Source organism: Microbacterium sp. ZW3a, assembly GCF_057167165.1.
Map to the genome: position 1 here is coordinate 601782 of NZ_CM169903.1, position 21708 is coordinate 623489.

General features: G+C 68.5%; 16 protein-coding genes and 2 pseudogenes. 9 read left to right on the top strand and 9 right to left on the bottom strand.

The features are described from left to right. Positions 1 to 182: 182 nt before the first annotated feature. From ACU6WY_RS02870 to ACU6WY_RS02905, 8 genes are all read right to left on the bottom strand, one after another. Complete coding sequence (locus ACU6WY_RS02870; RefSeq protein WP_483820959.1) at positions 183 to 1424, bottom strand: acyl-CoA dehydrogenase family protein; 1242 nt, start codon at positions 1422 to 1424, stop codon at positions 183 to 185. Between the two features lie 142 nt (positions 1425 to 1566). Continuing rightward, positions 1567 to 2235, bottom strand: a complete 669-nt coding sequence (locus ACU6WY_RS02875) for a TetR/AcrR family transcriptional regulator (protein ID WP_483820960.1) — start codon at positions 2233 to 2235, stop codon at positions 1567 to 1569. A gap of 258 nt (positions 2236 to 2493) precedes the next feature. Beyond that, positions 2494 to 3126, bottom strand: a complete 633-nt coding sequence (locus ACU6WY_RS02880) for a LysE family translocator (RefSeq protein ID WP_483820961.1) — start codon at positions 3124 to 3126, stop codon at positions 2494 to 2496. A 59-nt stretch (positions 3127 to 3185) separates the two neighbouring features. Beyond that, a complete protein-coding gene (locus ACU6WY_RS02885) occupies positions 3186 to 4757 on the bottom strand; it encodes an FAD-dependent oxidoreductase (protein WP_483820962.1) in 1572 nt (523 codons plus the stop codon). Next, positions 4750 to 6834, bottom strand: a complete 2085-nt coding sequence (locus ACU6WY_RS02890) for a molybdopterin oxidoreductase family protein (RefSeq protein WP_483820963.1) — start codon at positions 6832 to 6834, stop codon at positions 4750 to 4752. The genes ACU6WY_RS02885 and ACU6WY_RS02890 overlap by 8 nt, the downstream gene beginning before the upstream one ends. A 5-nt stretch (positions 6835 to 6839) precedes the next feature. Next, positions 6840 to 8279: an MFS transporter gene (locus tag ACU6WY_RS02895; RefSeq protein WP_483820964.1), complete on the bottom strand. Its 1440-nt coding sequence runs from the start codon at positions 8277 to 8279 to the stop codon at positions 6840 to 6842. A gap of 249 nt (positions 8280 to 8528) precedes the next feature. Next, positions 8529 to 10937: a P-loop ATPase, Sll1717 family gene (locus ACU6WY_RS02900; RefSeq protein WP_483820965.1), complete on the bottom strand. Its 2409-nt coding sequence runs from the start codon at positions 10935 to 10937 to the stop codon at positions 8529 to 8531. A 200-nt stretch (positions 10938 to 11137) separates the two neighbouring features. Further along, positions 11138 to 11425, bottom strand: a complete 288-nt coding sequence (locus tag ACU6WY_RS02905; RefSeq protein ID WP_483820966.1) for a DUF1653 domain-containing protein — start codon at positions 11423 to 11425, stop codon at positions 11138 to 11140. Positions 11426 to 11567: 142 nt separating this feature from the next. On the opposite strand from ACU6WY_RS02905, the pseudogene ACU6WY_RS02910 reads away from it, so the two are divergent. The 7 genes and pseudogenes from ACU6WY_RS02910 to sucD form a co-directional block, all read left to right on the top strand. After that, positions 11568 to 11993, top strand: a pseudogene (locus tag ACU6WY_RS02910) (molybdopterin-dependent oxidoreductase); the annotation flags it as partial. A 67-nt stretch (positions 11994 to 12060) separates the two neighbouring features. Beyond that, complete coding sequence (locus ACU6WY_RS02915; protein ID WP_483820967.1) at positions 12061 to 12993, top strand: alpha/beta hydrolase; 933 nt, start codon at positions 12061 to 12063, stop codon at positions 12991 to 12993. 44 nt (positions 12994 to 13037) lie between these two features. Next, the gene (locus ACU6WY_RS02920) at positions 13038 to 13661 is read left to right on the top strand and encodes a GyrI-like domain-containing protein (protein ID WP_483820968.1); all 624 of its coding nucleotides are present in this window, start codon (positions 13038 to 13040) and stop codon (positions 13659 to 13661) included. A gap of 62 nt (positions 13662 to 13723) precedes the next feature. Then, positions 13724 to 14206, top strand: coding sequence for a nucleoside deaminase (locus tag ACU6WY_RS02925; RefSeq protein ID WP_483820969.1), 483 nt, complete (start codon positions 13724 to 13726; stop codon positions 14204 to 14206). Further along, positions 14203 to 14505: a putative quinol monooxygenase gene (locus ACU6WY_RS02930; RefSeq protein ID WP_483820970.1), complete on the top strand. Its 303-nt coding sequence runs from the start codon at positions 14203 to 14205 to the stop codon at positions 14503 to 14505. Before ACU6WY_RS02925 ends, ACU6WY_RS02930 begins: the two co-directional genes overlap by 4 nt. Positions 14506 to 14649: 144 nt before the next feature. After that, positions 14650 to 15813 (top strand): ADP-forming succinate--CoA ligase subunit beta, encoded by a 1164-nt coding sequence (gene sucC / locus ACU6WY_RS02935; RefSeq protein ID WP_483820971.1) that lies wholly within the window; start codon positions 14650 to 14652, stop codon positions 15811 to 15813. 30 nt (positions 15814 to 15843) lie between these two features. After that, entirely contained in the window at positions 15844 to 16746 is a 903-nt protein-coding gene (sucD, locus tag ACU6WY_RS02940; RefSeq protein ID WP_292901435.1) for a succinate--CoA ligase subunit alpha, read from the top strand. Positions 16747 to 16976: 230 nt separating this feature from the next. Here sucD and ACU6WY_RS02945 read toward each other — a convergent pair. Beyond that, a pseudogene (locus ACU6WY_RS02945) lies at positions 16977 to 18421 on the bottom strand (NCS2 family permease). A gap of 64 nt (positions 18422 to 18485) precedes the next feature. Between ACU6WY_RS02945 and ACU6WY_RS02950 the strand changes: the two are divergent. Continuing rightward, entirely contained in the window at positions 18486 to 18923 is a 438-nt protein-coding gene (locus tag ACU6WY_RS02950) for a nitroreductase family deazaflavin-dependent oxidoreductase (protein WP_483820972.1), read from the top strand. A 198-nt stretch (positions 18924 to 19121) separates the two neighbouring features. Beyond that, the gene (gene nirB, locus ACU6WY_RS02955; protein WP_483820973.1) at positions 19122 to 21701 is read left to right on the top strand and encodes a nitrite reductase large subunit NirB; all 2580 of its coding nucleotides are present in this window, start codon (positions 19122 to 19124) and stop codon (positions 21699 to 21701) included. Positions 21702 to 21708: the final 7 nt, after the last annotated feature.

Consider the following 21708-nt stretch of genomic DNA (forward strand, 5'->3'; position numbering starts at 1 on the left):
GGGACTCCCGACATCGCGCGCGCGGGTTGCGCGCATCCCCGAGGCGGATTAGGGCCCGAGCCCGTGGCATCCCGCACCCTCGCCCCGCGGCTGCCCCCAGTGTCACGCCCGCGCCGGGCCGTGGCATCCCGCCCCTCGGCCGCCCCCAGCGCCACGCCCGCGCCGGGTCACGGCATCCGGGATCAGACGAACGCGCTCATGCCGGTGATGTCGCGGCCGAGAAGCAGTGCCTGCACGCTCTCGGTGCCCTCGTACGTGTGAATCGCCTCGATGTCGGCCATGTGCTGCATGACGCCGTTTTCGAGCAGGATGCCGTTGCCCCCGAGCAGGTCGCGAGCGATGGCCGCCACCCGGCGCGCGGCACGGGTGTTGTGGTACTTCGCCAGCGACGCCTGCGTGGGGCGCAGGCCGCCGGAGGTCTCGAGGTCGGCGAGGCGCCGGCAGTAGAGCTGCATCGCGGTGAGTTCGTCGAGCATCTGCGCGAGGCGTTCCTGCACCATTTGGAACTTCGCGAGGGGCTTTCCGAACTGCATGCGCTCGGCGGCATATGTCCGCGCCGCCTCGTAGCAGGCGGTCGCGTGCCCCAGCGCCGACCACGCGACGCCCGAGCGTGTGGCGTACAGCACGGTCGACGCATCCTTGAAGGTGTGGCTACCGGGGAGCACGGCGTCGGCCGGCAGCCGTACGTCGTCGAGTGCGATGTGGGCCTGATGGATGCCACGCAGCGACACCTTGCCGGTGATGACGGTGCCCGTGTATCCCGGGGTGTCCTGTTCGACCAAGAAGCAGCGCACCTTGTCGTGGTCGTCGTCGCCCTCGGCATCCACTCGCGCCCAGACGAACGTGATGCCGCCCGAGGCGCCGTTGCCGATCCACTTCTTCGTGCCCGACAGCACCCAGCCGTCGTCGGTGCGGGTCGCCGTGGTCTCGAGGGAGACGGAGTCGGAGCCGTGGTCGGGCTCGGTGAGGGCGAACGCGCCGAGCACCGTGCCGGCGGCGAGGGGTTTCAGCCACCGCGCCTGCTGCTCGGGCGAGCCGTACATCGCGAGGGTGCGGAGGGCCAGGCCGCCCTGCACCGCGAGGGCGGTGGCGAGGGAGCCGTCACCGCGCGAGACCTCCATGTTGACCAGGCCCGCGGCCAGGGGAGAGGACGCCGGAAGGGCGGGGTGCTCGATGCCGTCGGTGAACAGCTCAAGCTCGCCCATGCGTGCCACCAGCTCGACGGGGTAGGTCGCGGCATCCCACTCGGCCTGCATGCGGGTGCCGACTTCGTCGATGAACGCCTTCGCGCGATTCCACGCGGCACGGTCGGTGTCGGGGATGTCGACGAACACGCCGTAGTAGTCGGTGTCGCGTCGGCCGAGGAGGTCGTAGTGCGCGACGCGCTCGCCGGGGAGCGTGCGGGGCTGGGCATCGGTGCTCATGGTTCCCAGTATCGCCCATGGTGGCACCCAGTGTCACGGTCTCCGCATCTTCTCCCCTTGAAGGCCGAGTGTCCAAGACACGCCGCATGGCCGGAGCGGCGAACGGCGTGTCTTGGACACTCGGGGGGAGTCGGGCGCCGGGCTACTGCGGCAGACTCGCGCGCAGGCGCCGCGTGACCTCGGCCGCCGGCATCCGGCGGGGGAACGCCGCGACGATGAGGTCGTCGCCCGCGGCGTCATCGCCGTCGGGGTGCACGCCGTACCGGCGCAGCACGTCGTCGAGAGCACGCCGAAGAGTGGATGCCGGCACCCGCCCGCCCCGCATGAGGCGGCGCAGCACGTGGTTGTGTACGGCGGTGACGAGGGCGGCGAAGCCGACGGCATCCAGGGGGTCGAGGCCGGGGAGCGCCTCGCGGAGGTACTCGTCGAAGAGTCGCTCGTACCGGAACACCGTGACGATCTCGCGATCGCGCAACACCGGCACCTCGCGCACGATCGCGTAGCGGCGGCGAGCCAGCTCGGGGTCGGCCGAGAAGTGGCGGAACACCCGCATCGACGCGTCGCACACCGCGGCCCACGGGTCGTCGTGCGGCTGCGCCAGGAACGTGCGGGTCTCGTCGAGCAGCACCTCGTGGTCGGCGAAGACCACATCTTCTTTGCCGCCGAACTGCCGGAAGAAGGTCGACCGCGACACTCCCGCAGCCTGGGCGATCTGCTCGACCGAGGTTTGGTCGTACCCGCGCTCGGCGAACAGCGCGATCGCGGCGGCCACAACGGCGGTGCGGCCGGGAGGGGCGGGGGCGTCGGTCACGAGCCGAGCCTATCCGCGCCGGTTCGTGGTCGTGGAGTGGAGTCTTCCGCGGAACGGCGAGACGAACCAGGCAGATGAGCGGATGCCACTCGGTGCCGCGCGCGGATGCCGAGGAGGCAGCGGGCACAACTCCTGCAGGGCGGCGTTGCGGAGGCCGCCGTCGCGCGGAGGGGGCGCGATGTGCAGGAGTTGTGCGGTCGCGCGGCGGCACCGGCCACAGCGACCCGGCCCTTCAGCGCCGAGCGCGCAGCAGGCGCCTCAGCTCTTCGCGCCGCTGAGCGCGAGCGCGCCGCCCAGGCCGATCATCATGACGCCGCCCGTGCCCGAGAGCGCCGAGATGCGCTTCGGTGACCGGGCGAACCAGGCGCGCGCCGTCCCGGCGGCGAGAGCCCAGGTGCTGTCGCCGATGAGGCCGAGCACCAGGAACGTCAGCCCGAGCAGCAGCATCTGCAGCCACACCGCCCCCGCCTGCGGGGCAACGAACTGTGGCAGCACGGCCACGAAGAACGCGATGGTCTTGGGATTGGTGAGACCCACGACGAAGCCCTGCCGCAGGAGCGTCCACGACGAGGTGGGCCGCGCCATCGCCCCCGTCACATGGGCGTTCCTGTGGCGAATGGCCTGGATGCCGAGCCACACGAGGTAGATCGCGCCGGCGATCTTCAGCACGGTGAAGGCCACGATCGACGACGCGACGATCGCGCCGACGCCGAAGGCCACCGCGATCACCGCGGGGGCGGTCCCGAGCGTGTTTCCCACGACACTGAGCACGCCCGCCCGGCGGCCGAGGGCGATCGACCGGCCGATGACGAACAGCACGCTCGGACCCGGGATGACGATGATGACGACCGACGCGGCGACGAACGCCACGAGGTTCTCGATCGGAGGCATGTCCGAAGCGTATATCCGCTGCGTTTCGCGGGCATCACGGGGGTGCGGGGTGGTCGCCGCTACGCGGGCACGCCCTCCCGCGCGAGCAGCTCGGTGATGCGCCCCACACAGCCGCCGCAACCCGTTCCGGCGCGCGTGGCCGCCTTGACGCAGGCGACCGTCGGCTCTCCGGCGGCGACGGCCTCGCGGATCGCCCCGGCGCTGACGCCGTTGCACCAGCAGACGGTGGCGTCCGCGGCGAAGGGATCGCCGACGATCGCGGCGCCGAGGTCGGGGGCATCCAGGCGCAGCAGACTCGACCGGTCGGCGGGCAGCTCCGATCCGCGCTCGAACAGCAGCGTCAGCTCGGCGCCGGTGCGCGGCATCCCCACCGCGACGAAGCCGGTGAGCACCCCGTCGACCGTGACGAGTTTGACGTAGGCCCCGCGCGCGGGGTCGGCCCAGAGCGTGACCTGGGGGGCGTGGCATCCGGGTGTGTGGGCGGGGGCGAAGGGATCGGCGTCGACGGCACCCCCGGCCACGACGTCGATGCCGTCGGCCTTGAGCATGACGACGCCGGGGCGTTCGGATGCCGGGGGAGCGACGCCGTCGCCCGACAGCAGCGCCGCGAGTTGGTCGGCCTGTCGCCAGCCGGGTCCGATCAGTCCGCTCGGACCACCGGCGACGCGACCGTGGGTGTCGGCGTCGGAGGGATCGGCGACGTGCGCGCAGTCGCCGATCGCGTACACGTGCGGGTCGGTCCACGAGCGCGAGGTCGCGTCGACCAACACCCCGGCGGAGGTCGCTAGTCCGGCCAGCGACGCCACCTCGGTGCGCGCCGAAACGCCGCACGAGAGCACGAGCAGATCGCCCGAGAGCACCTTCCCGTCGGCGCAGATGAGGCCGTCGAACCAGGCGCGGCCGTGATCGTCGTACCGCTGCACGAGGCTCTCGGTGCGCGCGTGATGCACCATCTCGACGCCCGCGGCCCGCGCCGCGGCGGCGAGCACGCGCCCCCCGTTCTCGTCGAGCGTGCGGTTCATGGGGGCTGCGGAGTGGTAGGCCACGACCACGTCGGCGCCCGCTTCGGCGGCGGCCAGGGCCAACTCCATACCGAGCACTCCGGCGCCGAGAACGACGATCCGCTGGCCCGCCTCGACGGCGGCGCGCACGCGCTCCGCGTCGGCAAGGTCGCGCAGCGCCACGACGCCGCGGGGGAGGGGAATCGACCCCCTGTCGAGCTCGAGAGGTGCCCCGGGTCGCGCCGCGCGGTCACGCCGCGCGCGCTCCATTCCCGCGAGGGTCGGGACGTTCGCGCGGGCCCCGGTCGCGAGGACGAGCCGGTCGTACGGCATCTCTTCGCCGTCGTGGGTGCGCACGATGCGGGTGTCGCGGTCGACGCCGACCACGGTCGTGCCGAGGAGGAATCGCACGCCGGCCTCTTTGGCGACCCGGCGGTCGGCAAGGTCGAGGCGTTCGCGATCGGCGCGGCCGACGGCGTACTCGGCGAGCAGCACACGGTTGTAGACGTCGTCGGCTTCGGCACCGACGACGGTCAGGTCGAGACGACCGTCGCGCACCGCGGGGAGCAGGCCGTCGATCAGCCGGGCTCCTACGGGGCCGTACCCCACCAGCACCACACGTTCAGACACGCGCGACCTCCTCGATCGGTGGGGCGTCGACGGCGGCGGCGATCCGCACGCGCGTGCGCTTGAACTCCGGCATCGCCGAGGTCGGGTCGACGACGCTGTCGGTGAGCTTATTCGCGCACTCGTCGCCGGCGTAGTGGAACGGCAGAAAGACGGTGTCGTGACGGATGTCGGTCGTCACACTCGCCCGTGCCCGCACCGTCCCGCGCTCGTTCGATACCGCCACGAGGGTGCCCTCCCGGATGCCGAGCCCCGCCGCCGTGGCCGGATGAATCTCCAGGCGCGCTTCGGGGCGAGCCCCATTGAGCTCGGCAACCCGTCGGGTCTGCGTGCCCGACTGGTACTGCTGCAGGTAGCGGCCGGTGATGAGGGTCAGCTCGCCGCCGCCGTCGGTGGGCGCCGGGGGAGTGGCATCCACCGGCACGAGACGCGCGCGGCCGTCGGCGTGCGCGAAGCGGTTGATGAAGGGTCGCGGGGTACTGCGGTCGCGGTACGGCCAGTAGGCCTCGACGCCGGTATCGAGCAGCGCGTGTGACAGTCCCGAGTAGTCGGCGATGCCGCCCTCCGACGCGCGGGCGAGCTCGTCGAACACGTCGGCCGGGTCGGTCGACCAGGTGGATGCCGCGCCCAGGCGCCGCGCGATCTCGGACAGGATCCACAGCTCGCTGCGGGCACCCTCGGGTCCGGGCAGCGCCCGGCGGCGGCGGATGACGCGGCCTTCGAGGGAGGTCATCGTGCCCTCCTCTTCGGCCCACTGCAGCACCGGAAGCACGATGTGCGCCATCGCGGCGGTCTCCGAGAGGAAGAAGTCGCACACGATGAGGGTGTCGAGGGCGTCCAGCCGCGCCCGCACGGCCTCGACATCGGGCGCCGACACCACGACGTTCGACCCCGCGACCAGCAGCGTCTTCACCGGCCCGCCCAGTTCCCCGAGCAGAGCGGTCGCCGGGATGCCGGCATCCGGGAGGTCGTCGGCATCCACGCCCCACACCGCGGCGACGTGCCGGCGGGCTTCGGGGTCACGGATCGAGCGATAGCCGGGCAGCTGGTCGGCCTTCTGTCCGTGCTCGCGGCCGCCCTGGCCGTTGCCCTGCCCGGTGAGCGTGCCGTAGCCCGAGCCCTCACGACCGACGAGGCCGAGCACGAGGGCGAGGTTGATCGCGGCGGTCGCGGTCGCGGTGCCGTCGACATGTTGCTCGACACCGCGCCCGGTGAGGATGTACGTCCCGGCCGCGGCGAGGCGCCGGACGGTCTCGCGCAACTGCGCGACCGGAACGCCGGTGGTGGCGGAGGTGCGCTCGGGCCACCACGGGGCGACGCTGCGCCGCACGGCGTCGAACCCGGTCGTGCGCTCATCTATATAGGCGCGGTCGGCCAAGCCCTCGGCGATCGCGAGGTGCGTGAGGCCCAGCAGCAGGGGCAGGTCGGTGCCGGGCGCGGGCTGCAGGTGGGTGCCGGCGCCGTCCTCGGTGAGGCGCGCGGTGGCTGAGCGGCGCGGGTCGACGACGATCAGACCGCCCTTCGCGCGGGCCCCGGCGAGGTGCGCGAGGAACGGCGGCATGGTCGCTGCGACGTTCGAGCCGAGAAGCAGGATCGTGTCGGCGTCGTCGAGGTCGGTCACCGGAAAGGGGAGGCCCCGATCCATCCCGAAGGCCCGGTTGGATGCCGCCGCCGCCGACGACATGCAGAACCGGCCGTTGTAGTCGATGCGCGAGGTGCCGAGCGCGACGCGAGCGAACTTGCCGAGCTGGTAGGCCTTCTCGTTCGTCAGGCCTCCGCCCCCGAAGATCGCGTTGGCGTCGGGGCCGTGGGTCGCCTTGGTCTCGCGGAACGACGCGGCGACGGCATCCAGAGCCTCGTCCCACGTGACTTCGGCGAAGGTTCCGTCGGAGCCTTTGCGCAGTGGCATCCGGAGTCTTTGGGGGGATGCCAAGAGCTCCGCCGACGTCCAGCCCTTGGCGCACAGCCCTCCCCGGTTGGTGGGGAAGTCGCGGCCCGTGACCGTCGTCGCACCTTCGTGGGTGACAGTCATGGCGCACTGCAGCGCGCAGTACGGGCAGTGGGTGTCGGCGGAGCTCATGGACATCAGATGCGGGTGCCGGTCTTCTTCGACATGGTGAGGTAGACGCCCGCGGTGATCGCGAGGAAGACGACGTAGGCGCCGATGAACCAGGTGAGGGCGGGGGTGTACGAGCCGAACGACGTCTTCGACAGGCCGAGCAGCTGCGGGATGAAGAAGCCGCCGTACGCGCCGATCGCCGAGATGAGGCCGAGAGCGGCGGCTGCCTTGCGCTGCGCGCCGACGCCGTCCTTCGCGCGGAGGGCGAACACCGTCGGGATCATGCGGTACGTCGAGCCGTTGCCGACCCCCGCGGCGGCGAACAGCACTAGGAAGCAGAGGAGGAAGATCGCGAAGTTCTGCAGCGGCAGGGTGAGGATCACGCTCAGGATGCCGAGACCCATCGCCGTGAACGCGCCGATGGTGATGACGGTGCCGCCGAAGCGGTCAGCGAGCTTGCCGCCGTAGGGGCGGGCGAGCGACCCGACGAGGGCGCCGAGGAAGGCGAGAGTGACGGTGGCCGTGCCGATCGCGATTCCCTTGAAGTCGGGGAACGTGTCGGCCAGCAGCTTCGGGAAGACGCCCGCGAAGCCGATGAACGAGCCGAAGGTGCCGATGTAGAGGACGGAGAGGATCCACAGGTGCGGCTCTTTGAGAGCGGCGAGGGATGCCGCGATGTCGGCCTTCGCGGTGGAGAGATTGTCCATGCGCAGGTAGGCGCCGACCATGGCGACGATGATCAGCGGCACCCAGATGAGGCCCGCGAGCGGCAGGTTGAGCGTCGCTGCGGCGCCGACGGTGATCACGATCGGCACGACGAACTGCGCGACCGAGGCGCCGAGGTTGCCGCCGGCGGCGTTGAGTCCGAGCGCCCAGCCCTTCTGCGCGGCCGGGTAGAAGAACGTGATGTTCGCCATGGAGCTGGCGAAGTTGCCACCGCCGAAGCCGGCGAGGGCGGCGATGAGGAGGAGGACGCCGAACGGCGTTGCGGGGTTCGATACCGCGATGGCGAGCCCAATGCTCGGGATGAGGAGGAGCCCGGCCGAAACGATCGTCCAGTTGCGGCCGCCGAAGCGCGGAACCATGAAGGTGTAGGGGATGCGCAGCGTCGCGCCGACGAGGCTCGGCATGGAGATGAGCCAGAAGATCTCACCGGTCGAGAGCTGGAAGCCGGCGGCGGGGAGCGAGACGACGACGACCGACCACAGCTGCCAGACGACGAACCCGAGGAACTCGGCGAAGATCGACCACCGCAGGTTACGGGCGGCGATGGTCTTGCCCACGGTGTTCCACTGCGCGGGGTTCTCGGGGTTCCAGTTGTCGATCCAGCGGCCGGGGCGGTGTTTCAGGCTTGCAGCGTCTGACGCGGTTGCGGCCGCGGGCGGCGTCGCGGTTTCGGGACGCGGGTCGGTGACGGTCACGGAATCCTCCGGTGGGCGAAGCGGGGGAGGTGCAGCGCCCCGCATGGGCGGGACGTGTCGCCAGCGTAGGCAGGAGGCGTTACCCGGGATGGCGTCGGATGGGGCGGCGGGGTAACGATGTGCTCACCGGGGGAGGGGGCGGGGGAGAGGGGGAGTTTACGTGGGCGTTACATGGGCCAGGGGGGGCATCGCCGTGTCGGAGCTCAGTGACGTCGAGAAAGTCTGACATTCGAACGGACGTCGGCCGACTGCGGCGTCAAAATCGTGCGGCAGTGGTCTCGTCATCTTCGGAGGTCAGCCGTCGGCTGTGGGAGCGTCGAATGTGACATCCCGCACATCTCCATTGTGAAGATCATCGTCCCGGACCTCGAGGAAGGGTCTGAACGCTGGATGGACTCGATAACGAACCTTGTCGCCCTGGCGTGCCGCGAAGCGCTGTGCGACCTTCACTTGCCTGCGGGCGTCAGTTTCTCCCTCAACGTGAATAAATTCTCCCGGGCGCACTTCAACGCCGATGAACGATGTGCGCACGAGCCATCGCTTTACAGCCTCAGGTTGCTCTGCGCTTTCGAGAAGGTCATCTAGTTCATCCTCTGCAATCGTGCTGTCCAAACCAGCGAATTCGTACAGGAATTCCTCCAGGTCGAAATCTTCGGCGTCGCTCTCGACGAGCAGAGCTTCAATAGCAAATCTGGAGTACTGCTTTTCAGCAAACGCGACGTCAGCTGCTGAAATCTTCGCATGCTTCCTGTTGATCGCCGTTGTTAATGCAGCGTTTGCGAAATAGATGAAGTCGCGAGGTCGTGACAAGGTGCGCCACAAGAAGTAGTCACGGGTTGGCAGGCCTCGAACCTCCTCGTCGAATATCTCAGCCCACATGTCAAAAGAAGGCGCCTTCGCAGGAAGTGCTCGATTAGCCACATAGCGCTCTTCCAATACCCGCACGAGCAATTCGGGATCTTGCCAACGGACGCTAAGGATGCCCACCTTGTCGGGTTCTCGAGCAAATCGCGAGATTGCGTCGTAGATGTCTGTTCGTAGAAATATGCTTAGCGTCACTTTGGCTGGTGAAAGCCCGGCCGGCGGCTTACTGAAGTCGGCTTCGATGCGGCCGATGGAGCTCAATAGAGCGAGGATGAATTTTGCCATCACTGCATAGTTGCTCCCCTTCTCCCAAGTCTTGTCGAGATTGTCGATCAAGACCGCCACTCGATTGAAGTCCTTAATGACGGACAATACGAGCCTGCGAAGCTGACCGAGACGGCTCAGCCGGAGCATGCGAGCAACATAGGCCTGCTCGCTCTCTCCCTCTCGCGGAGAATCGGCTGCGAGTCGCTCGAGTGCATGCTCAAGTCTCGTCGATAGGTCGTCTTCGGTATCCGTGCCCAGTTCAGCGAGTTCGGCCACGAGCGCCTGCAGCTCGGAGCCAGTGCCGGTTCCTGCTGGCTTCTCGCTTGCGTGCTTCACGGCACGCACAGCGATTTCGGTATGCAGGAGGTAACTCCAGAGACTGACCATCAAGTATTCGGCGTGTCCAGCGCCGCCGAGATTCTCCACAAGGCCTATGAGGGCTGCGAGTTCGTAAGCAGACGGCTTCACAGGCACGACCAGGTTGCGGCGATCGCGTCTTAGCTCTTCGACTGCTTGACTCATCGTCGCGGTCTTCCCCGTCCCTTTTCGTCCGACGAAGACCTTGGCATCGCCCGCGAGAATGGTTCGAAACTCGCTAGTTTCCACGAAGTACTCGTTCAACTGCTCACGCTCGTATTCGGCAACGAACTGGCCGAAGCTGTGAATGGGTAGCTCTATATCGAGCGCGAGACGCCCTAAGCGCTTGTTATTGCCGGTTTGTTTCGGTAGGGTATCTAGCCAGGCGCGCACATGGTCGACCAGCTCGGACGTCCGTCCATAGGTGAGGAGCATGTCGCGGTAATCGAGAGGCGACTCGAACCCCTCCTCGACCACCATCAAGACCGGCAATTCGAAGCCGTGGGCGATCCCAGCCATCAAGCTTGCCCGGGCGTTGTGTTCCCGAGCGCGGACACGGCGGTCCGCCAGCAGGTGGAAGATTGCGGCGGAGGACCTGTATATCTCTTTGACGTAAAAGTCGAGGGGTGCCATACCCAGGTCATCTCCGGCCCCGAGTAATCGAATACTGGACTGGCGTTCAAGGAACGCTTCGAGAGTGACAGCGGGCTGAATTCTTGACGGCAAAGCTGGGGCGAATATAGCGTCTGGGCGTCGAGCCTGGGCGCCAGCGAGGAGTCTTCCGAGTATGGGACTACTCTCAGTGCGTAGCGGGTCGTCCGTCAGGCATTGGCTGGCCAAAGAATCCGAACTTCCAGAGTAGTCCACGCGCCCCACGGTCGCGAGGATCCCCAGCTCCTTCCAATTCTTTGCTGCATCTCCGTCCGTCTCGTCGAAGGCGAACCATACGTGTTTACCGCGTGCGATCGCGTATCCCGCCTCGAATAGAACGTTCGAGTTCAGATCGCTAATTTCGGCTATTAGGCCGTCATTTGCGTCAATTCGGGTAGTAATCTCGTCAATGAGGATTTTCCCCTGGATACGCAATTTCTCCCACGTTTGGGCCTTGCCGCCACCACGTGTCACTCGCTCTGCTGCGCCGCGCATGGTGTCGGATCGGAGCGGCGGTCGGCCGCCGTAGGCGAAAAACCAGGACGTCGAAGTCTCGTCGAGCATCTTGGAAGATTAGCGTCCCTCGAGGGCGCAGCGTCCTCACATTTTGCCCCGAAGTTGCCTACCGGCATACATGTCCTTGCGCGGGCGATTGCGTCGGCTCGCCACCGGCCACCCGTGGTTTGTACGGGTTTGAAACGCGCCACTCAATCCGGCAGGGGACGGGAACTGCGTCGCGGGAGGGTGAGGAACTCGTCCCGCGATCACGGCTCGCGTGTGCCCGGACCTACGGCTTCGGTGTCTGCACGACGACTCCACGTGTTGGGGCCCATCACCGCTTGCTCAACCCGCCGAAACCGCGGCCCCGCGTACCCGTCCCGCTCAACCTCCCCCAGGAACATCTCCACCGGTCGCACCCAGTACGAGTAGTCGCCGTAGAGCTTGCGGTACGACACGAAGACCTCCTCGGTCTCCGAGTGCTTCGCGATTCCGAACACCTCGTATCGCTGGCCTTTGAAGTGCTCGTAGATGCCGGGTTCGATCTCCACCACGCCCTCTTCCTCACTCAACGTGAACCTCACCGAGTCTGGCAGCCGGGCGAACCTTGGCACTGCGCAGACCCCCTGTCGAGGCTCTCGGTGATCGCGATCCTCCGCCGTACGTTCTCGCGCGGACCGCAGGGAGGGAACGATCATGGTTGATCGCATCGAGCACATCTGGGGCACGCGCACTCCGTTCGCGCGATGGGAGCGGTGGCCGGTCCGCGTCGACCTGAAGCTCGCCGACGGACTCACCGAGGACGGCGATCGCTGGGTGCAGTCGGCCCGCGTCCTCTGCAGCAACGGCTGCGCCACCGACATCGCGATCAAGGACGGGCGGATGGTCGGCGTCCGCGGCCACGCGGCCGACATCGTCAACCACGGGCACCTCGGCCCCAAGGGGTTGTTCGGCAGCTGGCAGGGCATGGCGAACCCCGACCGACTCACCCGCCCGCTGATCCGCGAGAACGGCGAGCTGGTCGAAACCGACTGGGACACCGCGATGTCGCGCATCGTCGAGCGCAGCGAGCGCCTCTTGCAGGAGAAGGGCCCGCTCACCCACGGCTTCTACAGCTCGGGCTAGCTGTGCCACCGCCTTCGGCTAAAGATCGCAGGACCCGCCGGTGCACGTTCACTACGGTGAAAGCGTGGACCCCGAGGCGCTCATCGAAACCGCGGCACCGCCGCCGCTCGGCCGGTTCGTCGAGGTGGACGGGCGCCGTCTGTGGGTGGACATGCGGGAAGGGCCCGGCCCCTGCGTGGTCTTCCTCCCCGGGTCGGGCGATGTCGGCCTCGATCTGTGGCGCGCCTACGACCGCATCGCGCGATCCCGAGCCGGCGTCATCTACGACCGGGGCGGCACGGGGTGGAGTTCCTCCGTCGCCCTTCCGCGGACCGCGGCCGCCGTCGCCGAAGAACTCGAGGGTCTCCTCCGTGCGCTGAGGGTGGAGGGTTCCGTCGTCCTGGTAGGTCACTCCCTCGGCGGCGCCTATGCGCAGCGCTTCGCTCAGTTGTATCCCGGTCGCGTTGCCGGCATGGTTCTGCTCGACCCCGTTCACGGCGCGTGGAACGAGGCGATGCCCGATCAGCTTCGAATCGCGGTCAACGCCTCGTCGACCGTCGTCGTCACCGACGAGCACCGTGCCGCCGCTCGTCGGTGGAGAGACGCGGTCACCGCCGATCTTCCGCCCGAGATCCGCCGGCACGTTCGCGAACGTCACCGCGCCGACGACCTGCGGACCGGACCACGAGAGGGGGCGAACTTCACCGAGATCCTCGACGAGCTCGGCACCGGCCCCTTCGCCGCGCCGACGATCGTGCTCCAAGCCGGGGCGATCGACCCCCTGCAGGCACAGTTCCGGAGCGCCGACGACCTCCGCCTGCAGCTCGACGCCCTGCGTCGCATGTACGAGGCCGCGCTGCCCGAGGGGTCGCTCCTCCGCGAGCTGCCGACGGCGACGCACTCCGACATCGCGCTGCGGTTCGCGGAGGACCTCGCGGACGCGGTCAGCGACCTCGACGCCGTCGTCGCGGGCGCTGCCGATCAGCCCGCCGGCACCGGACATGAGCCACGGCGGTGAACGGCATGGGTGCGATCGTGGCGCGCGGAGAGTGAAGGTGCAACATGACGGAGAAGATCGATTTTAAGAAGGCACTCGACAGTTATCAGGCCAGGGTCGGCGAGTTCAGGGTCCTTGAGATCCCCGAGATGCGGTACCTCATGATCGACGGGCACGGCGACCCCAACACCTCACCCGCCTACACGCAGGCTCTGCAGGCGCTTTACCCCGTGGCGTACAAGCTGAAGTTCGCGAGCAAACGCGACCTCGGCCGCGACTACGTGGTGCCCCCGCTTGAAGGCCTGTGGTGGGCGGAGGACATGGATGCCTTCACCGTGGCCAGAGACAAATCGCAGTGGGACTGGACCATGATGCTCATGGTTCCCGAGTGGATCGACGAGACGATGTTCCACGCAGCCGTTGACGTCGTCAAAGCCAAAGGACCGGTTGATCGGGTGGACGACGTTCGGATCGAGACTCTCGCCGAGGAGGTGTGCGTGCAGACGCTGCACATCGGTTCCTTCGACGATGAAGCAGACGTGCTGGAAAAGATGCACGATGAGTTCATCCCCGGTCAGGGGCTCAGCCTGAGCGGGAAGCACCACGAGATCTACTTCAGCGACGTCCGCAAAGTCGCCCCCGACAAGCTCCGCACTCTTCTACGTCAACCCGTCACCAAACGCGCGTAGACAGCGGCCCGGCGACCCCGTTCGGAGCGGTGCCACGCGGGGCACCCTGCGATCATCGACACATGACAGACGACCTCGACGCGACCGAACTCGCCCACCTGCGCCGCGCGATCGCGCTCTCGGTCAGCGCGCGCGAGCGAGGAAACCACCCTTTCGGCGCGATCCTCGTGACGGCCGACGGTCGGGTGCTCGAGGCCGAGAACACGGTGCTCACCGACCGCGACGTGACGGCCCACGCCGAGACGAACCTCGTGCGCCTCGCCGGGCGCGAACTGGATGCCACCGAGTTGTCGGCATCCACTCTCTATACGTCGTGCGAGCCCTGTGCGATGTGTGCGGGCGCGATGTTCTGGGCGGGGATCGGACGCATGGTCTACGCCCTGTCGGGCACCGGGCTCATCGCCCTCGCGGAGTCGGGCGAGGACGGCCGCGAACTCGACCTGCCGTCGCGCGAAGTGTTCGCCCGTGGGAGTCAGCGGGTGGTTGTGTCGGGTCCGCACCTCGAAGACGAGGCCGCCGAGCCGCACCGCGGGTTCTGGGGGTGAGCGTGATCGTCCGCGTTTCCGAGGCGCACGTGCGCGACGGACTAGAGGAGGAGTTCCTCACTCGCCTGCGCGATCTCGTCTCGTCGTTCCCCGACCGGTACGAGGGGCTGGTCCGTCACGCGGTGCTCGTCGACCTCGCCGATCCGCGCCGCGTGCAGTACGTCAGTGAGTGGGTCAACGAAGCGGCGCTCGTCGCGTACGCGGGGGAGGGCTGGCGCACCGACGCGGTGACGTTCCCCGATGAGGACGCCTATCTGCGGCAACCGCTCGCGTTGAGCCACTCCGCCTCGGTTCTGTAGGCCGGTGCATCCAGCACGGCATGACCGGAGCCAGACGCGTCCGGGCCGTTCAGCCCCGTCTAGTAGGGTGGACCCTCGGTGAGATCTCTTGATATCGAGAGATTCGCCTCCTCCCACCACCGATCGCCCAGCGAAGGATTGTCCGTGGATCTGTACGAGTACCAGGCACGTGATCTGTTCGAGAAGTACGAGGTGCCGGTGCTCGCCGGCATCATCGCCGACACCCCTGAGGAGGCGAAGGCAGCCGCGGAGAAGCTCGGTGGTGTCGTCGTCGTCAAGGCTCAGGTCAAGACCGGAGGCCGCGGCAAGGCCGGCGGCGTGAAGGTCGCCAAGAACCCCGACGAGGCCTTCGAGGCGGCGCAGGCCATCCTCGGTCTCGACATCAAGGGCCACGTCGTCAAGCGCGTCATGGTCGCCGCGGGCGCCCGCATCGCCAAGGAGTTCTACTTCTCGGTGCTGCTGGACCGCGCCAACCGCTCCTACCTGTCGCTGTCCAGCGTCGAGGGCGGCATGGAGATCGAAGAGCTCGCCGTCGAGCGGCCCGAGGCCCTCGCCCGCATCGAGGTCGACCCGATCGAGGGCATCACGCCCGAAAAGGCTCTCGAGATCGCCAAGGCCGCGAAGTTCGACGACGAGCTGGCCCCCAAGGTCGCCGACGTCTTTGTCAAGCTCTTCAACGTCTACAAGGGCGAGGACGCCACCCTCGTCGAGGTGAACCCGCTCATCCAGGGCGAAGACGGCGACATCATCGCCCTCGACGGCAAGGTCTCGCTCGACGAGAACGCTGGCTTCCGCCACCCCGACCACGAGGCGCTCGAAGACAAAGACGCGGCCGACCCGCTCGAGGCCAAGGCCAAGCAGCACGACCTGAACTACGTCAAGCTCGACGGCCAGGTTGGCATCATCGGCAACGGCGCGGGCCTGGTCATGTCGACCCTCGACGTCGTCGCCTACGCCGGCGAGAAGCACGGTGGCGTCAAGCCCGCCAACTTCCTCGACATCGGTGGCGGCGCCTCGGCGACCGTCATGGCCGCCGGTCTCGACGTCATCCTCGGCGACGAGCAGGTCAAGAGCGTCTTCGTCAACGTCTTCGGTGGCATCACCTCGTGCGTCGCCGTGGCCGAGGGCATCGTGAAGGCCCTCGAGATCCTCGGTGACACTGCCACCAAGCCCCTCGTCGTGCGCCTCGACGGCAACCAGGTCGAGGAGGGCCGCGAGATCCTCGCCGCCGCCAACCACCCGCTCGTCACCCTCGCCGCCGGTATGGACGAGGGCGCCGACAAGGCCGCCGAACTGGCCCACGCCTGAGCCGCGACATCGGAACAAGGAACTAGGACTATGTCGATCTACCTCAACAAGGACTCCAAGGTCATCGTCCAGGGCATCACCGGCGGCGAAGGCACCAAGCACACCGCGCTCATGCTCAAGGCCGGCACCCAGGTCGTCGGTGGCGTGAACGCCCGCAAGGCCGGCACCACGGTCTCGCACAAGGATGCCGCCGGCAACGACGTCGAGCTTCCCGTCTACGCCTCGGTCGAAGAGGCCATGCGCGAGACCGGCGCCGACGTGTCGATCGCGTTCGTGCCCCCCGCCTTCACGAAGGATGCGATGGTCGAGGCCATCGACGCCGAGATCCCGCTGCTCGTCGTGATCACCGAGGGCGTGCCCGTCGGCGACACCGCCGAGGCGTGGGCGTACGCGAAGTCGAAGGGCGAGAAGACCCGCATCATCGGCCCGAACTGCCCCGGCATCATCACGCCCGGCGAGGCGCTCGTGGGCATCACGCCCGCGAACATCACCGGCAAGGGACCCATCGGCCTCGTGTCGAAGTCGGGCACCCTGACCTACCAGATGATGTTCGAGCTGCGCGACCTCGGCTTCTCGACCGCCATTGGCATCGGTGGCGACCCGGTCATCGGCACCACGCACATCGATGCGCTCGCCGCGTTCGAGGCTGACCCCGAGACCAAGGCGATCGTCATGATCGGCGAGATCGGTGGCGACGCCGAAGAGCGCGCAGCCGCGTTCATCGAGGCCAACGTCACCAAGCCGGTCGTCGGGTACGTCGCGGGCTTCACCGCTCCCGAGGGCAAGACCATGGGCCACGCCGGCGCCATCGTGTCCGGCTCGGCGGGCACCGCCCAGGCGAAGAAGGAGGCCCTCGAGGCCGCCGGCGTGAAGGTCGGCAAGACGCCGTCCGAGACCGCCGCCCTGATGCGCGAGATCATCGAGAGCCTCTAAGCGCTCTCGTTCGAGGGCCCGGATGCCATGGCATCCGGGCCCTTTCCGTTTCGTGGGGTGGACACTCACGCTGTTGCGGCAGCGCGGGCGGCGGTTCCCGCGTCGACTGTCCAGGACACGCCGTATCGAGCCCGGCGCACGCGGCGTGTCTTGGACACTCACGTCGCGAGCGCCCGCAACGCGAAGGGGCCCGGATGCCGTGGCATCCGGGCCCCTGGGCAGCGCGAGGCTCAGCTGAGCAGCGACTCCACGGGGCCGCGGGCGAAGAACACGACGAAGCCGGCGGCGACGATCCACAGCAGGGGGCTCACGCGGCGCGCGCGACCGGACAGCGCCTGGATGACGACCCAGCTGACGAAGCCCGCGCCGATGCCGTTGGCGATCGAGTAGGTGAGCGGCATGACCGTCACCGTCAGGAACACCGGGATCAGCACCGACAGGTCGCTGAGGTCGACGTGACGGATCTGGCCCATCATGAGCGCGCCGACGATCACCAGCGCGGCGGCGGCGATCTCGGTGGGCACGATGCTGGTCAGTGGCGTGAAGAACATCGCCAGCAGGAACAGCGCCCCGGTCACGACGTTCGCGAGGCCCGTGCGGGCGCCCTCACCGATGCCCGAGCCCGACTCGATGAACACGGTGTTCGACGACGACGAGGTCGCGCCGCCGGCGACGGCGCCGATGCCCTCGATCACCAGCGCCGAGCGCAGGCGCGGGAAGGTGCCGTCGGGGGCGGCGAGGCCCGCCTCGCGGGAGAGGCCGGTCATCGTGCCCATGGCGTCGAAGAAGTTGGTGAAGACGAGCGTGAAGACCAGCATCAGCGCGGCGAGCACGCCGATACGTTCGAACGAGCCGAACAGGTCGACCTGGCCGACGAGCGACAGGTCGGGGAGACCGACCCACTGCGACGGCACGGTCGGGACGCTGAGGCCCCACCCGCCGGGGTTCTCGGCGGAACGGGCGCCGAGGCGGGCCACGGCCTCGACGATGACCGCGATGACGGTGCCGCTGAGGAGGCCGATGAGCAGAGCCGCCTTGACCTTGCGCACCATGAGGACGGCGGTGATGAGCAGCGTGAGCACGAACAGCGCCGTCGGGATCGTCGCGATCGAGCCCTGAACACCCAGGCCCACCGGGGGAGACGACAGCCCGGTCGCGGTGACGAGCCCGCTGTCGACGAAGCCGATGAAGGCGATGAAGAGGCCGATGCCGACGGTGATCGCGGTCTTGAGCGCCATGGGCACGGCCTCGAAGATCATGCGGCGAAGGCCGGTGACCGCCAACAGCACGATGATGAGGCCGTTGATGACGACGAGGCCCATCGCCTCGGGCCACGTGACGCCCCCGACGATGCCGACCGCGAGGAACGAGTTGATACCGAGGCCCGCGGCGAACGCGAACGGCAGGCGGGTGACCAGGCCGAACAGCATCGTCATGACGCCCGCGGTGAGCGCGGTGACCGCGGCGACCTGCGGGAAGCCGAGCGCGTTGCCGACGACGTCGGGGTCCCCGACAGGATGATCGGGTTCAGGATGACGATGTAGGCCATCGTCACGAACGTCACCACGCCGCCGCGGACCTCCGCGCCGACGGACGAGCCGCGGGCGGTGATCTCGAAGAAGCGGTCGAGCGCGTTCTTCGGTGCGGTGGTGGTCTCGGGAGCGGGCGTGCTCATAGGGGCTCCAGAAAATGGGGAAGGGCGGTGCCGGGGAGGGGTGAGCGGGCCTATCGTGGGGGACATGTCGCTCTCAGGAGAGTATCTGCCCAGTACCAGCGAATGGGCCCGTACGCAGGCCGAGACCTTCGAGGCCACGGGTGGCCAGGAGGCCGCGGAACTGCGGGGCGTTCCCATCATCGTCCTCACCACCGTCGGAGCAAAAACGGGGGGCCTGCGCAAGACGGCTCTCATGCGCGTCGAGCACGACGGTCGCTACCTCGTCGTGGCATCCAAGGGTGGGGCTCCCGAGCACCCGGCCTGGTTCTACAACCTCGTGAAGAACCCGCGCGTCGCGCTGCAGGACGGCGACGACAAGCGCGAGTACGACGCGCACCAGGCCGAGGGCGCCGAGCGCGACGAGTGGTGGGCCCGCGCCGTCGCGGTGTGGCCCGACTACGAGGAGTACCAGCGCAAGACCGAGCGCCGTATCGAGATCTTCGTGCTCGAGCCCGTGGCGTAACCACTCGCGCGACGGCACCGGTAAACCTCACACGGGCCGAGGCTCGCGGTGAGAGAAACGTTCCCGGGGGGTAACGCGGCTGGGACTCCCGGGGAAACCTCCGCTGCCTAACGTCGGGGCATGGCCCCCTCGCACCCCGCAACCGGAACGAAACGTGACGCTGACCGGCGCGCAAAGTCCGCCGCGTACGGTGACGACATGCTCCACCCCGCGTCATCCGGCTCCGTCGTGGTGGTCGGCGCGGGCATGGTCGCCCACCGCTTCGTCGAGAGCCTCGTCGGCCGCGACACCGACGCCCGTTGGTCGGTGACCGTGCTCGGCGACGAGCCGCGCGGACCCTACGATCGCGTCGGCCTCACGGGGTTCTTCGGCGGGAAGACGCCCGACGACCTTGCGCTCGACCCCACCGTGCTCGATCACGAGCGGGTGCGGGTCGAGACCGGTGCGCGGGTGACGGAGATCGACCGTGCCGCGCGCACCGTCACCGTGGCATCCGGTGCCGTCCACCCGTACGACCGTCTCGTGCTCGCGACGGGATCGTTCGCCGCGCGGCTCGCGCTCGACGGCTTCGACCACCCCGGCTGCTTCGTCTACCGCACGCTCGACGATGTCGCGGCGATGCGCGACTGGATCGCCCAGCGCTCCGCGCAGCTCGGCCGCCCGCTCCGGGGCGCCGTCGTCGGCGGTGGTCTGCTCGGCCTCGAGGCCGCGGGAGCGCTGCAGTCCGAGGGCGTCGCACCGTTCGTGCTGCAGTCGAACGAGCGGCTCATGTCGGCGCAGCTCGACCTCGGCGGAGCGAAGGCGCTCCAACGGCTCATCGAGGCGCGCGGCATCGAGGTGCGCACATCGTCGGTGACGACCCGGGTGGATGCCGATGCCTCCGGCGCCGTGTACGGTCTGGAGCTGCGTGACGGCACGTGGGAGGCCGTCGACATCGTCGTGTTCACGGTCGGTGTCCGACCCCGCGATGAGCTGGCCCGCTGCGCGGAGTTGCGGGTCGACCCCCGCGGTGGCGTCGTGATCGACGAGGGCTGCGACACCTCCGACCCGTCGATCCTCGCGATCGGCGAGGTGGCGAGCTTCGAGGGGCAGTGCATCGGCCTCGTCGCACCCGGCTACGCGATGGCCGAGGTCGCCGCGACGCGGCTTCTCGGCGGCGAAGCGGCCTTCTCCGGATTCGACACGTCCGCGAAGCTCAAGCTCTCGGGGGTCGACGTCGCGAGTTTCGGTGACGCCTTCGCCGAGACGCCGGACGCCCTCGACGTCGTGTACGCCGACCCGGTAGCGGGGGTGTACAAGAAGCTCGTGCTCAGCGACGACGCGCAGACGCTGCTCGGTGGCATCCTGGTCGGCGACGCCTCGGCGTACACCTCGCTGCGTCCGCTGGTGGGTCGCGCCCTCGGCGGCGACCCCGCCGCGTACCTCATGCCGGAGGGTCTCGCCCCGGCACCGCAGGGCGATCTGCCCGCGGATGCCATCGTCTGCTCCTGCAACGGGGTCACCGCCGGCACCGTGCGTGCCGCCGTGACCGAACTCGAGTGTCTGGATGCCACCGAGGTCAAGGCCTGCACGAAGGCGGGGGCCGCGTGCGGCTCCTGCTTCACGCTGGTGAAGAAGCTCGTCGCGACCGAGCTCGCGGCCTCCGGTAAGGAGGTCTCGAACGGGCTGTGCGAGCACTTCACGTTCACCCGCGCGCAGCTCTTCGATGCTGTGCGCATTTCGGGTCTGCGCACCTTCACCGCGATCTCGGAACGCTTCGGCCGCGGCCGAGGGTGCGACATCTGCAAGCCCGCGCTCGCGAGCATCCTGGCGAGTCTGTACTCGGAGCACGTGCTCGAGGGCGAGCTCGCGACGATGCAGGACACCAACGACCACGTCATGGCCAACATCCAACGCGACGGGAGCTATAGCGTCGTCCCGCGGATCCCGGGCGGCGAGATCACCCCGGAGGGGCTCGTCGTGATCGGCGAGGTCGCTCGTGATTTCGGTTTGTACACGAAGATCACCGGCGGACAGCGCATCGATCTCTTCGGCGCCCGCCTCGACCAGCTGCCGGACATCTGGCGGCGCCTCGTCGATGCGGGGTTCGAGTCGGGGCACGCGTACGGCAAATCGCTGCGCACGGTGAAATCGTGCGTCGGGTCGACCTGGTGCCGCTACGGCGTTCAGGACTCGGTCGGCATGGCCGTGCACCTGGAGTTGCGCTATCGCGGCCTGCGGTCACCCCACAAACTGAAGTTCGGCGTCTCGGGCTGCGCGCGGGAGTGTGCCGAGGCCCGCGGCAAGGACATCGGCGTGATCGCGACCGAAGCCGGGTGGAACCTCTACGTCGGCGGCAACGGTGGCTTCACCCCGCGGCACGCGGTGCTGTTCGCCGAGGGCCTCGACGACGACGGGCTGCTCCGGGCGATCGATCGCTTCCTGATGTTCTACATCCGCACCGCCGACCGACTGCAGCGCACCGCCCCGTGGGTGCAGGAGTACGAGGGCGGTCTCGACGCGCTGAAGGGCGTGGTCTTCGACGACACGCTGGGCATCGCGGAAGACCTCGATGCCGCCATGGCATCCCACATCGACGCCTACGAAGACGAATGGGCGGCGACCCTCGCCGACCCCGAGAAGCTCCGACGCTTCCAGAGCTTCGTGAACGCGCCCGAGGTGGCCGACCCCTCGCTCGCCTATGTCGCCGAGCGCGGACAGGCTCGCCCTGCCACGGCGGAGGAGCGGTCATCGGGTGCGGTGCTCATCGGCGGCACGACCCTGGCGGTGCGGCGATGACGCTCGC

Excerpts from the sequence above, each read along its gene's own strand:
- ACU6WY_RS02870 (WP_483820959.1), bottom strand. The coding sequence starts at position 1,424 with ATGAGCACCGATGCCCAGCCCCGCACGCTCCCCGGCGAGCGCGTCGCG.
- ACU6WY_RS02880 (WP_483820961.1), bottom strand. The coding sequence starts at position 3,126 with ATGCCTCCGATCGAGAACCTCGTGGCGTTCGTCGCCGCGTCGGTCGTC.
- ACU6WY_RS02890 (WP_483820963.1), bottom strand. The coding sequence starts at position 6,834 with ATGAGCTCCGCCGACACCCACTGCCCGTACTGCGCGCTGCAGTGCGCC.
- ACU6WY_RS02895 (WP_483820964.1), bottom strand. The coding sequence starts at position 8,279 with ATGCGGGGCGCTGCACCTCCCCCGCTTCGCCCACCGGAGGATTCCGTG.
- ACU6WY_RS02900 (WP_483820965.1), bottom strand. The coding sequence starts at position 10,937 with ATGCTCGACGAGACTTCGACGTCCTGGTTTTTCGCCTACGGCGGCCGA.
- ACU6WY_RS02920 (WP_483820968.1), top strand. The coding sequence starts at position 13,038 with ATGACGGAGAAGATCGATTTTAAGAAGGCACTCGACAGTTATCAGGCC.
- ACU6WY_RS02925 (WP_483820969.1), top strand. The coding sequence starts at position 13,724 with ATGACAGACGACCTCGACGCGACCGAACTCGCCCACCTGCGCCGCGCG.
- sucD (WP_292901435.1), top strand. The coding sequence starts at position 15,844 with ATGTCGATCTACCTCAACAAGGACTCCAAGGTCATCGTCCAGGGCATC.
- ACU6WY_RS02950 (WP_483820972.1), top strand. The coding sequence starts at position 18,486 with ATGTCGCTCTCAGGAGAGTATCTGCCCAGTACCAGCGAATGGGCCCGT.
- nirB (WP_483820973.1), top strand. The coding sequence starts at position 19,122 with ATGCTCCACCCCGCGTCATCCGGCTCCGTCGTGGTGGTCGGCGCGGGC.